We start from the raw sequence: 13790 nt of genomic DNA on the forward strand, positions 1-13790 counted from the left end.
TCCCCGGCACTATACGCCCCTCGACGCGGCTCGTGCCGCATGGAATCGCGTGGAATCGCGTTGCGTCGCGTTCGCCCGCACCGAGCCGTGCCGAGCCGCATCAAGCCGTGCCCCCGCCGGCAGCCGCTCAGTCCAGCGCGATGTGGTTGGCCTGGATCACCGCGCCCCAGCGGGCCCGGTCGGCATCGACGTAGCGCTGGATCTCAGCGCTGTCGCGCGGGCGCTGGATCACCAGGCCAAGCTCGGCGAAGGTGCGGCGGAAGCCCGGGTCGGCGGTGACGTGCGCGGCGGCCGCCTGCAGCCGCGCCACCACCTCGGGCGGCGTCTGCGCGGGCACCGCCAGGCCGAACCAGGTCGCAGCCTGGTAGTCGGGATGGCCGCTCTCGGCCACGGTGGGCACGTTGGGCAGCACCTCCAGGCGTTCGCGGCCGGTCACCGCCAGCGCCTTGAGCTTGCCGGCCTTGATGTGCGGCAGCGAGGTGCTCACCACGTCGATCATCAGCTGCACGTCGTTGGCCAGCAGCGCCGACAGCGCCGGCGCGCTGCCGTTGTAGGGCACGTGGGTCAACTGGATGCCCAGCTCCGTCTTCAGCATCTCGGTGGCGAGCTGCAGCGGGTTGCCGAGCCCGACCGAGGCGTAGTTGAGCTTGCCGGCGTTGGCCTTGGCATAGCTGGCGAAGTCACGGATATTGCCGGCCGGCACCTGTGTGTTGGTGACCACCACCAGCGGGATCTCGGCCGCCACCGAGACCACCTTGAAGTCCCGCCTGGCGTCGTAGTTGACCTTCTTGTACAGCATGGGGTTGAGCACCATGCTGGCGTTGCTGGCCAGCAGCATCGTGTAGCCGTCGGCGGACGCGCGTGCCACGGCAGTGGCGGCGATCATGGTGTTGGCGCCGGGCCGGTTCTCCACCACCACCGGCTGCTTGAGGTCGCGGCCCATGCCGTCGGCCAGCGCGCGGGCGAGCTGGTCGGCGGAGCCGCCGGGGGCGTAGGGCACCACCAGCTTGACGGGCCGCTCGGGAAAGGCGGCGGCCCGGGCGGCCGGGATGCCGGCGGGAATGCAGAACGGGGCGGCGCACAGGGCGGCGGCCAGTCCGGCGCGCCAACCCGCGGGAATACGGTGCAGCATGGTGTCTCCTGTTGCTCGTCTTTTTGCTTGTCTTTTGGCTCGTCTTTTTGCTCGTCTTTTTGCTCGTCTTCCTGCTTGTCTTTTGGCTCGCCTGCCGGCGTCCGCTCCGCGCATAGCCGATGCGGGCGGCCCGGTGCCGGCGACGTCAGACCCGGCGCGTGCGCCCGGCCCAGTACTTGTCGCGCAGGCGGCGCTTGGCCAGCTTGCCGGTCTCGTCGCGTGGCAACTGCGGCTCGATCACGATGGTGCGCGGCACCTTGAAGCCGGACAGCCGGCCGCGCAGCCATTCGACCATGGCGCCCTCCTCCAGCTGCGCGCCGGGCACCGGCTGCACCATGGCCAGCAGGCGCTCGCCGTATTCGTCGTCGGGCACGCCGAACACCACGCAGTCGGCCACGCCGGGATAGCGCACCAGTTCATGCTCGATCTCGGCCGGGTAGATGTTGACCCCGCCCGAGATCACCATGTCCGAGGCGCGGTCGCAGATGAACAGGTAGCCGTCGGCGTCGAGGTAACCCATGTCGCCCAGGCTGACCATGCCGTCGCGGTCGATGGCCTGCCGCGCGGCCGCGTTGTGGCGGTAGGTGAAGTCGGGGTAGGCGGGCTGGCGCACGTAGACCAGGCCGACCTCGCCGGGCGCGCAGGGGCGGCCGGACTCGTCGAGGATGCGTACCTGCGCGGCGTCGACCGGCCGGCCGGCGGTGCCCGGGCGGGCCGCCGCATCGGCCGGCGTGGCGACGGTGATCATGCCGGCCTCGCTGGAAGCGTAGGTCTCATGGATGACCGGGCCGAACCACTCGATCATGGCGCGCTTGACCTCGGGCGCGCACGGCGCGCCGGTGGAGGCGACGAAGCGCAGCGAAGAGAGGTCGTAGCGCGCGCGCACCTCCGGCGGCACCTTGAGCATGCGCACGTACATGATGGGCACCAGGTAGAGCACGTCGATGCGGTGCTCCTGCACCAGCGCCAGCACCTGCTCCGGATCGAAGCGCGGCGTCAGCACCAGGCGCTCGGCCACCTGCAGCGCGTTCTGGATGAAGACGCCGGGGGCGCTGTGATACAGCGGCGCCGACATCAGCGCGCGGCAGCCGGCCACCACGCCCATGGTCTGCTCGACCACCGAGCGCATCTGCGCCAACTGCGCGTCGAGCCGCTCCAGCGGGATGGGCGCGCGCAGCACGCCCTTGGGCCGGCCGGTGGTGCCCGAGGTATAGGCCATGTGGCCGCGCGGCGCCACGCGCGGGCCGTCGTAGGGCGGCTGCGCGCGCAGCCAGCTCTCGTAGTCGCGCACGCCGGGCGCGCCCGCCGCGCCGGCCTCGCCGTGGCGCCCCGGCGCCAGCGCCAGCACGGTCACGCCGGCCGGCACCGCGTCGCGCGCGGCGTCGAGCAGGTCGGCATGGGCGATCAGCACCTTGGCGCCGCTGTCGCTCAGCAGGAAGCGGATCTCCTCGGTGGTGAAATGCCAGTTGATCGGGCAGTAGTAGCAGCCGGCCGTGCGGCAGGCATGCACGATGTCGGCATAGATGGGATCGTTGCGCAGCAGCACGGCGACCACGTCGCCTTCCTGCACGCCCAGCGCGCGCAGGCCGCCGGCCAGGCGCGCGCCGCGCTCGGCGAGCTGCGCGCCGCTGTAGTGGGTGCCTTCGAAGTAGAGATCGGCGGACATCGGTGCTCCTCCTGTTTGCGGTTGGCCTTTGGCTGTTAGCGCCTGGCTGTTTGTCGTGTCTGTCATGCTTGTCATGCCTGCGGTGCCGGCGGCGCCTGGCCGGCATCGGCGTCGGGCGCGCCGACCGTGCGCGCCGCGCGGTCGGCGGCATTGCGTGCCAGGATGCGCTCGCGCGCGGCCTGCCACTCGGCATCGCCCCAGTCCAGGTACTGCTTGAAATAGGCGCCGTTGGCCAGCCAGTCGCCGCCATCGAGGGCGATGGTCTGGCCGTTGATCCAGCTGTTTTCGCGCGCCAGCAGGAAGGCGGCCAGGTTGCCGATGTCTTGCGGGCGGCCGAGCCGGCCGGTCGGGTTCTGCCCGCTCATCTCCTCCTGGCGCGCATCGGTCGGCCGCAGCCGCGCGCCGGCGCCCTCGGTGGGAATCACACCCGGGGCGATGGCGTTGCAGCGGATGCCGTGGCGCCCCCACTCCACCGCCAGCGACTTGGTCATGGCATCGACGCCTGCCTTGGACATGGCCGAGGGCACCACGAAGGGGGAGCCGGTCCAGACCCAGGTGACGACGATGGACAGCACCGCGCCGGGCAGGCCGTCGCGGATCCAGCGCTTGCCGACCGCCTGGGTGGTGTAGAAGGTGCCGCGGAAGACGATGTCGGAGATGGCATGGAAACCGTTGGGCGACAGGTCCTCGGTGCGGCTGATGAAGTTGCCCGCCGCGTTGTTGACCAGGCCGTCGAGCGGGCCGTGCGCCTGCCAGATCGACTCGACCATGGCGTCGACGGCGGCAGCGTCGCGGATGTCCACCGCATGGGTGGCGACCATGCCGCCGTGGGCCGCGCGCAGCCGCGCCGCGGCCTCGTCCAGCACCGGCAGGCGCCGCCCGCACAAGTGAAGTTCGGCGCCCAGCGCCGCCAACTGGTCGGCCATGGCGAATCCCAGGCCGGTGCCGCCGCCGGTGACCAGCACGCGCTGGCCGGCGAACAGATCGCTCTTGAACATCGCTTGTCTCCTGCCGTCTTGCGGTCGTCGTTGTCGTGCCTCGCCTGCCCCGCACGAGCGCGGCAGACTGAAGCAGCCCACTGTAGCGGCGTGGCACCGCATCGACAATTGCCCAGGTCGGAATCACAATGTTGCGCAAGACGCGACAATCCCGCTGGCAATCCCGGATGGACCGGCCAGCCCGCACCATTCCGACCACGATGGACCTCAACCTCATCCAGGCCTTCGCCGACATCGTCGAGGCCGGCAACCTGGCCGAAGCCGGCCGCCGGCGCGGCGTGACGCGCTCGCAGGTCAGCCGCCAGCTGCGCGAACTGGAAACGCAGGCCGGCGCGCAGCTGATGCGCCGCACCACGCGCCGCCTCGAACTGACCGAAGCGGGCCACGCGCTGTACCAGCACGGGCTGCGCATCCTGCGCGAAGTCGCCGCGGCCCAGGCCGAGATCGACAGCCTGGGCAAGACACTGCGCGGCCACGTGCGCCTGAGCGTGCCGACCGGGCTGGGCGACAGCTTCGTGGCGCCGCTGCTGCTGCGCTTCGCGGCGCGGCACCCGGGCATCACGCTGCGCGTGTTCTTCGCCAACCGCGTGGTCGACCTGATCTCGGCCGAGATCGACGTGGCGCTCAAGGTCACCTCCGAACCGCCGCTCGACCACGTGGCGCGCGAGGTCTGCGAGATCGGCTGGCAGCTCTTTGCCTCGCCCGACTACCTGGCACGCGCCGGCACCCCGCTCACGCCGGCCGACCTGGCCAGCTGCCAGTTCCTGTGCCCGCCCTACCCCGGCCGGCGCTTCGCGCTGCGGCTGGAACGCGACGGCCAGCGCGAAGAGGTCTCCCTGAGCCCGCACCTGCAGTCGGAGCACTTCCCCTTCCTGCTGCGCGCCGTGCGCGAACACCATGGCGTGGCCCTGCTGCCGGCCTATGCCGGCTGGGAAGACGTGCATGCCGGGCGCCTGGTGCGGGTGCTGCCGGCGTGGCAGCCCGAGGGGCTGGGCAGCCGGCTCTACCTGATCACCACACCCAGCGTCCACCCCACCCTGGCCACGCGCGCGCTGATCGGCTTCCTGCGCGAGGAGATCCCGGCGCTGGACGTGTTCCGGGAAGCGGCTGCGGACTGACGCCGCCCGGGCATGGCCCCGCAAGCCATGCGGCAATCGGCACGGCCACCGAACTTGCAAATTGCAAGCTAAGATGCGGGCTTGCAGATCGCAAGTCGGAACACCACAGCACAACAGGCCGAGCCGGAGGAGACGACGATGGGCCATACCGATTTTGCCGCCATGGCCTGCCCCGTGGCCCGCTCGATGGCGGTGCTGGGCGAGCGCTGGGCCATGCTGGTGCTGCGCGAGGCCTTCTACGGCAGCACCCGCTTCGACGAATTCGAGCGCCACCTGGGCATCGCCCCCAACATCCTCAGCGCGCGGCTGAAGTCGCTGGTCGAGCACGGCCTGATGGCCCGCGTGCCGGGCACGGATGGTGTGCGCCACGTCTATCGCCTGACCGCCAAGGGGCGCGACTTCTTCCCCGCCTTCGTGGCGCTCAAGGCCTGGGCCGACCGCTGGATGACCGACGCCGCCGGCCCCTATGTGGTGCTGCAGGATCGCGCCACAGGGGCAGGCATCGAGCCGCCGGCGCTGGCGCGCGCGGATGGCTCGCCGATCACGCTCGACGACCTGCGCGTGCGGCCGGGCCCCGCGGCTGGCACCTACCTGCAACGGCGCTTCGGTGACGAGGCGGCGCATGCCGATGCTGCCGCGCCGGCCGCCGGCGCACCGGCGCGGGAGGACGGCGATGCGTGAATCCCCGACCGCCGCCGCGCTGCCCCGCGCCGGCGCCGCCCGCGCGGCGCTGCCCACCCCGCAGCTGCTGCGCGGCATCCTGCGCCTGGCCGCGCCCACCAGCCTGATCGCACTGCTGCAGGCCAGCGCCCAGCTGATCGAGACCTGGCTGGCGGCACGCCAGGGCACCGCCGCGCTGGCCGGCTGGGCGGTGGTGCTGCCCTTCGCGCTGCTGCTGCAGCAGATGTCCACCGGCGCCATGGGCGGCGGCGTGGTCTCGGCCATCGCGCGCGCCCTGGGCGCGGGCCGGCGCGAGGAGGCCTCTTCCCTGGTGCTGCACGCGCTGATCATCGCCATCACCGCCGGGCTGGCCTTCGCCGTGGCGCTGGCGGGCTTCCCGCGCGGCGTGCTGGGCGCGGTGGCCGGCGCCACCGCGGCGGAGGCCGCCACCACCTATGCGATCTGGCTGTTCGGCGCCGGCGCGGTGCCGGCCTGGCTGGCCAATACGCTGGCCTCGGTGCTGCGCGGCGGCGGCCGCCACGCGCTGGCCGCGCGCGTGCTGTCGCTGATGTGGATCGCCTTCCCGCTGCTGGCCTGGCTGCTGGCGGAGCCCGCCGGCATGGGCCTGGCCGGCATCGGCGCGGCGCTGGCGGCAGTGTCGTGGGCGGCCGCGCTGGCCATGGCCGTCGTGGTGGCGCGCGGCGGCGCCGGCTTCACGCCGGTGCTGCGCATGCGGCCCTCGCGCGCGCTCTTCGCGCGCATCCTGTCGGTCGGGCTGGTGGCCTGCGCGCTGGCCTCGGTGGCCAACCTGACCACCATCCTGGTCACCGCCCAGCTGCGCCACCACGGCACCGCCGCGGTGGCGGCCTACGGCATCTCGGCGCGCCTGGAATTCCTGATGATCCCGCTTGCCTTCGGCGTGGGTTCGGCGCTGACCGCGCTGGTCGGCCGCGCGGTCGGCGCCGGCGACTGGGCCACGGCGCGGCGCACGGCCTGGGCCGGCGCGCTGCTGGCACTGGCCGTGGCCGGACTGGTCGGCGCGGCGGTGGGCCTGGCGCCAGCGCGCTTCGCAGCGCTCTTCACCCACGATGCACAGGTGGCCGCCATCGCCGCGCGCGCGCTGTCCTGGGTCGGCCCGGCCTTCGGCGGTTTCGGCCTCGGCATGGCGCTCTACTTCGCCTCGATGGGCGCCGGCCGCATGCGCTGGCCGGTGGCAGCCGGCCTGGCCCGCATCGGCCTGGCCGCCGGCGGCGGCTGGCTGCTGGCCAACGTGGCCGGCATGGGGCTGGACGGGCATTTCCTGGGGGTGGCGCTGGGCATCAGCGCCTACGGCCTGGTCACCGCGCTCGGGGTGCGGCCGGGGGCCTGGTCGGCACGCTGAGCCTGCCACGGCGGCCGGATGCGTGCACGATGCGGCATCCGCCGCTCTTGAACTCGGCGCGCCGGGCCCAAAGTAGACTAGAGCGGCCGCCGCGGCCCGGGATCCACGGCGCCGCGCCCGCCTCCCGTCCCCAACCGAGAAGGTGCCATGCCCCCTCGCACCACCATATTCATCGCCGCCCTGCTGATCGGCCTGCTGCACGCCTACGTCGGCGCGCGCGTGCTGCCGGACCTGCCCGTGCCCCTGCTGGCGAAGCTGCTGGGCGGCGCCTGGCTGCTGCTGTCGTGGCCGCTGATCCCCGCCGCGCTGCTGGCGCGCCGCCTCAGCCACCCGTGGTCCGATGCCATCAACTGGGTCGGCATGCTGGCCATGGGCCTGTTCTCCTCCCTGCTGGTGCTGACCGCCGCGCGCGACCTCGTGCTGCTGGGCTGCCGCATCGCCGGCTGGCAGCCACCCTGGCTGCTGCCGGGCAGCGCCGCCGCCGTGCTGCTGCTGGCGCTGGCGGTGACGGCGCTGGGCTTCCTCAACGCGCGCCGGGTGGCGCGCGTGGTCGAGGTGCAGGTGCCGGTGGAGGGGCTGCCGGCCGCGCTGGACGGCTTCACCATCGTGCAGATCAGCGACATCCACGTCGGGCCGACCATCAAGCACAGCTACCTGGCGCGCATCGTCGAGCGCGTCAACAGCCTGCAGCCCGACGCGGTGGCCATCACCGGCGACCTGGTCGATGGCACGGTGCGCGAACTGGCGCCCCACACCGAGCCGCTGGCCCGGCTGCGCGCGGGGCACGGCAGCTTCTTCGTCACCGGCAACCACGAGTACTACTCCGGCGCCGATCCCTGGATCGCCGAGCTGCGCCGCCTCGGCGTGCGCGTGCTGATGAACGAGCACGTGGTGATCGAGCGCGACGGCCACGCGCTGGTGCTGGCCGGGGTCACCGACTATTCGGCGCACCGCTTCGACGAGGCGCACCGCAGCGACCCCGCGCGCGCCATCGACGGCGCGCCGGACCGGGCCGGCGTGCGCGTGCTGCTGGCCCACCAGCCGCGCACCGCGCCCGCCGCCGCCGCGGCCGGCTTCCACCTGCAGCTGTCGGGCCATACCCACGGCGGCCAGTTCTGGCCCTGGAACCTCTTCGTGCCGATGCAGCAGCCCTATGTGGCGGGGCTGGACCGCCACCAGGACATGTGGATCTACACCAGCCGCGGCACCGGCTACTGGGGCCCGCCCAAGCGCTTCGGCGCACCGTCGGAGATCACGCGGATCCGGCTGGTGCGGGCGGGCGCCGGGGCAACGTGACGGGCATCGAGCCGGCGGGTGCCTGCCCTCTCCCACGGCCCCTCTCCCACCAGTGGGAAAGGGGAGCCAACCATCGCTGGGGCGTGCGCATGCCGGGCCCACATCCGCGCCCACAACCGCGCCCACAACCGCGCCGCCCAATGAAAAACGCCCTCGCGTGAGCGAGGGCGTTTCCCTTTCCGGCCGGGGCCGCGCTCAGCGCGCGATCGGCTTGTAGCGGATGCGCTTCGGCTTGGCGGCCTCTTCGCCCAGGCGCTTCTTCTTGTCGGCCTCGTACTCCTGGTAGTTGCCGGGGAAGAACTCGACGTGCGAGTCGCCCTCGAAGGCCAGGATGTGGGTGGCGATGCGGTCCAGGAACCAGCGGTCGTGGGAGATCACCATCACGCAGCCGGCGAACTCCAGCAGCGCGTCTTCCAGCGCGCGCAGCGTTTCCACGTCGAGGTCGTTGGACGGTTCGTCCAGCAGCAGCACGTTGCCGCCGGCGATCAGCGTCTTGGCCATGTGCAGGCGGCCGCGCTCGCCGCCGGACAGCGAGCCCACCTGCTTCTGCTGGTCGCCGCCCTTGAAGTTGAAGCGGCCGATGTAGGCGCGCGACGGGGTCTCGTAGCGGCCCACGGTCAGCACGTCGGCACCGCCCGAGATTTCCTCGAACACGGTCTTGCTGCCGTCCAGCGCGTCGCGGCTCTGGTCGACATAGGCCAGCTTCACGGTCGGCCCGACCTTGATCTCGCCGCTGTCAGGCTGCTCCTTGCCGGTCAGCATCTTGAAGAAGGTCGACTTGCCGGCGCCGTTCGGGCCGATGATGCCGACGATCGCGCCCGGCGGCACGGTGAAGCTGAGATCGTCGATCAGCAGGCGGTCGCCGAAGCCCTTGGTGACGTTCTTGAACTCGATGACCTCGTTGCCCAGGCGCTCACCCACCGGGATGAAGATTTCCTGGGTCTCGTTGCGCTTCTGGTATTCCTGGCTGTTGAGCTCGTCGAAACGGGCCAGGCGCGCCTTGGACTTGGCCTGGCGGCCCTTGGGGTTCTGGCGCACCCACTCCAGTTCCTTCTTCAGCGCCTTCTGCCGCGCCGATTCGGTCGACTCTTCCTGCTTCAGGCGGTTTTCCTTCTGGTCCAGCCAGGAGCTGTAGTTGCCCTTCCAGGGGATGCCCTGGCCGCGGTCCAGTTCGAGGATCCACTCGGCGGCGTTGTCGAGGAAGTAGCGGTCGTGGGTGACGGCCACCACGGTGCCGGGGAAGCGCGTCAGGAACTGCTCCAGCCAATCCACCGACTCGGCGTCCAGGTGGTTGGTGGGTTCGTCCAGCAGCAGCATGTCGGGGCGCGACAGCAGCAGGCGGCACAGTGCCACGCGGCGCTTCTCGCCGCCCGACAGGTGGCCGACCTTGGCGTCCCACGGCGGCAGGCGCAGTGCGTCGGCGGCGATCTCCAGCTGCAGCTCGGCGTTGTTGCCGTCGCTGGCGGCCAGGATGGCCTCGTACTTGGCCTGCTCGGCGGCCAGGACGTCGAAGTCGGCATCCGGCTCGGCGTAGGCGGCGTAGATCTCGTCGAGCTTCTTGCGCGCCTCGAACACTTCGCCCAGGCCGCCTTCCACGGCCTCGCGCACGGTCTGCTCGGGGTCTAGCTGCGGTTCCTGCGACAGGTAGCCGATGTTCAGGTTGGGCATCGGCGTGGCTTCACCCTCGATGTCCTTGTCCAGGCCGGCCATGATCTTCAGCAGCGTGGACTTGCCCGAGCCGTTCAGGCCGAGCACGCCGATCTTGGCGCCGGGGAAGAAGGACAGCGAGATGTCCTTCAGGATGTGACGCTTGGGCGGAACGATCTTGCCCACGCGGTTCATGGTGAAAACGTACTGTGCCATGCGGATTCGCGGGTTGGGTGCTGGGGAATGGCGGCAGTGTAGCAAAGCCGGGCGGGCGCGCGGCCCGGGCGGGCGCGCGGCCCGCGCGGCGGCCGGCGCGAGCCGGTACAATGCCGGCTGCGCGCACCGCGCCGCGGCAGCACCCGCCGGCCCGCGCCGCGCCAACCCAGACCCTTCCCGCAGCAACCCGCCCAGGCACGCCCCGAACCGGCCGCGCCGGGCCTGACGCCCGGCCCCCGCCGGGCCTCCGGATCTCCCGATGAGCAAACCCGCCCGCACCCTGACCTTCAAGTGCAAGAAGTGCACGAAGCCCGTGACCCTGTTCCTGCAGAAGGTCTCCGCCTGCTCGCATATCACGCCCTACCAGGGCTGGTGCAAGTGCGGCGAACTGATGCGCCACGCCACCGGCGACAAGGAGGCCGTCGAGTCCTTCGTCAACTCGCTCGACGCCAACTGGGCGCACCACCACCATCACCACCACTGACCGCCGCGCCAAGCCTGCCGTGAACGACACCTGGCGCCCGGCCGCGCGCGACCCGCTGCGCTTTCTCGCCGGCTATCCGCCCGACCTGCTCGACCAGGTGCGCGCGCTGGTCGGCGCCGGCCGCCTCGGCGAGCACCTGGCGCAGCGCTACCCGGCGCGCCACACGGTGCAGACCGACCGCGCGCTCTACGCGTACGCCAACGACATCAAGCAGGAATACCTGCGCAGCGCGCCGCCGCTGCACAAGGTCGGCTACGACCCCCGCCTGGAAGCCGCGCATCGCGCGCTCGGCCTGCACACCGCCATCTCGCGCGTGCAGGGCGGCAAGCTCAAGGCCAAGAAGGAAATCCGCGTGGCGGCCGTCTTCAAGGACGGCCCGCCCGAGTTCCTGCGCATGATCGTGGTGCACGAACTGGCGCACCTGAAGGAGGCCGACCACGACAAGGCCTTCTACCGCCTGTGCGAGCACATGGAGCCGCGCTACCACCAGTTCGAGTTCGACGCGCGGCTGTTCCTGGCCTGGCGCGAACTGGAGCGGGCGCAGGACTGAGCCCGGCGGCCCACGCCATGCGGCGGCCATTGCACGGCTAGGCTGGCGACACCAGGGTCTTGCGATAGGCTCCCGGCGCCACCGCCCGGTGCAGAACGCACACTTGCACCACTCCCTGCGGTGCCGCCGCACGAACCGCTGCCTCGAAGTGGCGCAGCACCAGGGCGGCCAGTTCGGCCTGCACCGGCTCCGGCCTGGGCCGCGTCATCAGCAGATGGACCACCAGGAAGCCGTCGGCCGGCGTGTTGCCGGTCAGGGCGGCCTCGGCAACCAGCAAGCGGCTCTTCAGGTCATCCAGGCGCACATGCCCGGTCGCGGCCAGCGCGCCGTGCAGGGTGGCGCAGACCTCGCCGAAATCCAGGCTGCCGGCCAGCTCGCGCGTGGTTTCCACGATCAGGTGGGGCATGCTCAGTCGGGCCTCACGTTCGCCGCGGTGACCGCTGCGGTCCAGCGCGCCTGGGCCTGCGCCAGGAAGCGGCGGAAAGCCGGAACATCGAGCGGCTGCGCTTCGACCCCCAGGGCCAGCAGGCGCTGGCGCACCTGCGGCTCGGCCAGCACGGCATCGAGCTCGCGATTGAGCCGGACCACGATGTCGGCCGGCACGGCCGCCGGCACCATGATGCCGTACCAGGGCGCGGCGTCGAATCCGCGCATGCCCTGCTCGGCAAGCGTAGGCACGTCGGGCAAGGAGGCGGAGCGGCGCGCGCCGGTCTGCGCCAGCGGCACCACGCTGCCGGCGCGGATGTGGGGCAGCAGCGGCACCGGGCTGTCGAACATCAGCGCAATCTGCCCGCCCAGCAGGTCGTTGATGGCAGGCCCCGAGCCCTTGTAGGGCGAATGCAGCAGGCGCACGCCGCTCGCCTGCGCGAACATGGCGCCGATGATGTGCTGCGGCGTGCCGTTGCCGGCCGATCCATAGGCGATGGTGTCCGGCGCAGCGCGTGCGGCGCTCAGAAGCGCCGGCAGGGAAGCCAGGCGCTGGCCGCGCTTGCCCGCCACCAGGATGAAAGGCACCGAGCCGACCAGGCCGACGCCGGCCAGATCGCGCTGCGGGTCATATGGCAGCGATGGATACAGGGCGCGCCCCACCGACACCGGGCCGACCGCGCCCAGCAGCAGCGTATAGCCGTCGGCCGGTGCCTTGGCCGCATAGTCCGTGCCGATGGTGCCTCCGGCACCCGGCCGGTTCTCCACCACGACCGGCTGCCCGAGCCGCGCCTGCAAGGACTGGCCCACCAGCCGGGCCAGCGCGTCGGTGGTGGCACCTGGCGCATACGGCACCACCAGGCGGATGGGCCGCTCGGGATAGGCCGCCGCTGCCGGCGCTGCGGCGGCAAGGGCGGCGGCGCAGACGGCAAGTGCCTGGACGGCCGCGCGAGCGGGTGGAACGGCTCGGCGCCGGATCGGGGTGGCAGTCAATTCTGGTCTCCTTGCCTGCGGGCTTGTGCGGGCTTGTGCGGGGTCGCAGTCTGCAAGCCCCTTCGTCGAGCAGCATTTCACCAGCACCGCCTCGGCACGTAAAATGATCGATTGATTTTCAATCCATCATCAATTCTTATGATTCAGCGCATGGCCCATCCGGCACTCGACCTGCGTCTGCTGCGCAGTCTGATGGCGGTGGCGCGCCATGGCGGCGTGACCGCGGCCGCCGATGCGCTCGGCCTGACGCAGCCGGCCCTGTCCCAGCACCTGCGCGAGCTGGCGGCACAGCTCGGCGTTCCGCTGTTCGCACGCGTCGGCCGCACCCTGGAGTTGACCGAAGCGGGGCGGCAACTGGTGCAGGCGCTCGAGCCGGTGCTCGAGCAACTGGAGCGGGTGGTGGCCGGCGCGGCTGCGCCGCGCCGGCAGGTGACGGGCATACTGCGCGTCGGCGCCATCCACACCTATCTGTCCGCGCTGGTCATGCCCGCCGTGCAGGCCTTGCTGGCCGCGCACCCGGAACTGGAAGTGCAGGTGTCGGAGTTCTCGGCCGCCGAGGTCGACCGTGCGCTGCTGGATGGCCAGATCGATCTCGGCCTCGCCTTCCGCGAACACCCCGGCCCCCGCCTGGCCGATGCGGTACCGAAACGCATCGCCCGCACAGCCCTGTTCCGCGAAACATTGGCGCTGATCGCTCCCGCACCACGCCTGCCGGCGCCCGAGCCCGCCATGACGCCGCGCGAGCTGGCCGCACTGCCGCTCGCGCTGCTGCCGCGACGCTTCGCCATGCGGCGCCAGCTCGACGCCGCCGCGACTGCCGCCGGTGTCCAGCTGCACCCGCGGCTCGAAGGCCCCAGCGTCGACGCGCTGCTGCGTGCCGTGCTCGGCGGCAATCTTTACACAGTGGCCAGTCCGCTGGCGCTGCATGTCGCGGGGTCGCGCGGCGGCGGCTTCGCCGGACTGGCGCATCTGCCGCTCGCACTGCCGGGATTTACGCGTACGGCGGCGCTGCACCGCCGGCACGGCCGCCCGGACGGCGCTGCCGCATCTGCCTTTGTCGAGATGCTGGGCACGGCGGTGGCGGGTGCCGCCGCCGGCGGATTCGTGACATCTTGCTGAGCGAGCCGCGTATCGCAGCGCCAGCGCACCTGCACGTCAATGCCGGTGGTTGCGCCGCGCTTTCAAACCTGATTTGAAAAATATCCTTTTTTAACGATCTTTAT

At 71.7% G+C, this 13790-nt stretch carries 13 protein-coding genes; 7 read left to right on the forward strand and 6 right to left on the reverse strand.

Annotation, left to right across the window (positions count from 1 at the left end):
- Positions 1 to 127: 127 nt before the first annotated feature.
- The 3 genes from BKK80_RS19130 to BKK80_RS19140 form a co-directional block, all read right to left on the reverse strand.
- A complete protein-coding gene (locus BKK80_RS19130) occupies positions 128 to 1132 on the reverse strand; it encodes a Bug family tripartite tricarboxylate transporter substrate binding protein (protein ID WP_083384169.1) in 1005 nt (334 codons plus the stop codon).
- A gap of 145 nt (positions 1133 to 1277) precedes the next feature.
- Positions 1278 to 2798 carry an acyl-CoA synthetase gene (locus tag BKK80_RS19135; RefSeq protein ID WP_071015819.1) on the reverse strand — a complete coding sequence of 507 codons (1521 nt, stop codon included), beginning with the start codon at positions 2796 to 2798 and terminating at the stop codon, positions 1278 to 1280.
- Between the two features lie 71 nt (positions 2799 to 2869).
- Positions 2870 to 3796: an SDR family oxidoreductase gene (locus tag BKK80_RS19140; RefSeq protein WP_071070515.1), complete on the reverse strand. Its 927-nt coding sequence runs from the start codon at positions 3794 to 3796 to the stop codon at positions 2870 to 2872.
- A 200-nt stretch (positions 3797 to 3996) separates the two neighbouring features.
- On the opposite strand from BKK80_RS19140, the gene BKK80_RS19145 reads away from it, so the two are divergent.
- The 4 genes from BKK80_RS19145 (at position 3997) to BKK80_RS19160 (ending at position 8251) form a co-directional block, all read left to right on the forward strand.
- On the forward strand, positions 3997 to 4914 hold the full coding sequence (locus tag BKK80_RS19145; RefSeq protein ID WP_071038532.1) for a LysR family transcriptional regulator: 918 nt from the start codon (positions 3997 to 3999) through the stop codon (positions 4912 to 4914).
- Positions 4915 to 5052: 138 nt separating this feature from the next.
- Entirely contained in the window at positions 5053 to 5595 is a 543-nt protein-coding gene (locus BKK80_RS19150) for a winged helix-turn-helix transcriptional regulator (RefSeq protein WP_071070517.1), read from the forward strand.
- Positions 5588 to 6955: an MATE family efflux transporter gene (locus BKK80_RS19155; RefSeq protein WP_071070930.1), complete on the forward strand. Its 1368-nt coding sequence runs from the start codon at positions 5588 to 5590 to the stop codon at positions 6953 to 6955. The genes BKK80_RS19150 and BKK80_RS19155 overlap by 8 nt, the downstream gene beginning before the upstream one ends.
- A gap of 147 nt (positions 6956 to 7102) precedes the next feature.
- Positions 7103 to 8251 carry a metallophosphoesterase gene (locus tag BKK80_RS19160; RefSeq protein WP_071015826.1) on the forward strand — a complete coding sequence of 383 codons (1149 nt, stop codon included), beginning with the start codon at positions 7103 to 7105 and terminating at the stop codon, positions 8249 to 8251.
- Between the two features lie 195 nt (positions 8252 to 8446).
- Here the strand turns inward: BKK80_RS19160 and ettA are convergent, their stop codons facing one another.
- Entirely contained in the window at positions 8447 to 10114 is a 1668-nt protein-coding gene (gene ettA, locus BKK80_RS19165; RefSeq protein WP_071015828.1) for an energy-dependent translational throttle protein EttA, read from the reverse strand.
- 259 nt (positions 10115 to 10373) lie between these two features.
- Between ettA and BKK80_RS19170 the strand changes: the two genes are divergently transcribed.
- Both BKK80_RS19170 and BKK80_RS19175 read left to right on the forward strand, forming a co-directional pair.
- On the forward strand, positions 10374 to 10598 hold the full coding sequence (locus BKK80_RS19170) for a hypothetical protein (protein ID WP_071015829.1): 225 nt from the start codon (positions 10374 to 10376) through the stop codon (positions 10596 to 10598).
- Positions 10599 to 10653: 55 nt separating this feature from the next.
- On the forward strand, positions 10654 to 11148 hold the full coding sequence (locus BKK80_RS19175; protein ID WP_071070932.1) for a M48 family metallopeptidase: 495 nt from the start codon (positions 10654 to 10656) through the stop codon (positions 11146 to 11148).
- A 37-nt stretch (positions 11149 to 11185) separates the two neighbouring features.
- Here BKK80_RS19175 and BKK80_RS19180 read toward each other — a convergent pair whose 3' ends face one another.
- Both BKK80_RS19180 and BKK80_RS19185 read right to left on the reverse strand, forming a co-directional pair.
- Complete coding sequence (locus BKK80_RS19180) at positions 11186 to 11554, reverse strand: tautomerase family protein (protein WP_071015831.1); 369 nt, start codon at positions 11552 to 11554, stop codon at positions 11186 to 11188.
- A 2-nt stretch (positions 11555 to 11556) separates the two neighbouring features.
- The gene (locus BKK80_RS19185; protein ID WP_157903249.1) at positions 11557 to 12567 is read right to left on the reverse strand and encodes a tripartite tricarboxylate transporter substrate binding protein; all 1011 of its coding nucleotides are present in this window, start codon (positions 12565 to 12567) and stop codon (positions 11557 to 11559) included.
- A gap of 150 nt (positions 12568 to 12717) precedes the next feature.
- Here BKK80_RS19185 and BKK80_RS19190 point away from each other — a divergent pair, with 150 nt between their 5' ends.
- Positions 12718 to 13686 (forward strand): LysR family transcriptional regulator, encoded by a 969-nt coding sequence (locus tag BKK80_RS19190; RefSeq protein WP_162287348.1) that lies wholly within the window; start codon positions 12718 to 12720, stop codon positions 13684 to 13686.
- The last annotated feature ends 104 nt before the right edge of the window (positions 13687 to 13790 follow it).

The sequence above is a fragment of the Cupriavidus malaysiensis genome (genome assembly GCF_001854325.1).
Lineage (GTDB): Bacteria > Pseudomonadota > Gammaproteobacteria > Burkholderiales > Burkholderiaceae > Cupriavidus > Cupriavidus malaysiensis.

Excerpts from the sequence above, each read along its gene's own strand:
- BKK80_RS19150 (WP_071070517.1), top strand. The coding sequence starts at position 5,053 with ATGGGCCATACCGATTTTGCCGCCATGGCCTGCCCCGTGGCCCGCTCG.
- BKK80_RS19145 (WP_071038532.1), top strand. The coding sequence starts at position 3,997 with ATGGACCTCAACCTCATCCAGGCCTTCGCCGACATCGTCGAGGCCGGC.
- BKK80_RS19140 (WP_071070515.1), bottom strand. The coding sequence starts at position 3,796 with ATGTTCAAGAGCGATCTGTTCGCCGGCCAGCGCGTGCTGGTCACCGGC.
- BKK80_RS19170 (WP_071015829.1), top strand. The coding sequence starts at position 10,374 with ATGAGCAAACCCGCCCGCACCCTGACCTTCAAGTGCAAGAAGTGCACG.
- BKK80_RS19160 (WP_071015826.1), top strand. The coding sequence starts at position 7,103 with ATGCCCCCTCGCACCACCATATTCATCGCCGCCCTGCTGATCGGCCTG.
- BKK80_RS19155 (WP_071070930.1), top strand. The coding sequence starts at position 5,588 with ATGCGTGAATCCCCGACCGCCGCCGCGCTGCCCCGCGCCGGCGCCGCC.
- BKK80_RS19190 (WP_162287348.1), top strand. The coding sequence starts at position 12,718 with ATGGCCCATCCGGCACTCGACCTGCGTCTGCTGCGCAGTCTGATGGCG.
- ettA (WP_071015828.1), bottom strand. The coding sequence starts at position 10,114 with ATGGCACAGTACGTTTTCACCATGAACCGCGTGGGCAAGATCGTTCCG.
- BKK80_RS19135 (WP_071015819.1), bottom strand. The coding sequence starts at position 2,798 with ATGTCCGCCGATCTCTACTTCGAAGGCACCCACTACAGCGGCGCGCAG.
- BKK80_RS19180 (WP_071015831.1), bottom strand. The coding sequence starts at position 11,554 with ATGCCCCACCTGATCGTGGAAACCACGCGCGAGCTGGCCGGCAGCCTG.
- BKK80_RS19130 (WP_083384169.1), bottom strand. The coding sequence starts at position 1,132 with ATGCTGCACCGTATTCCCGCGGGTTGGCGCGCCGGACTGGCCGCCGCC.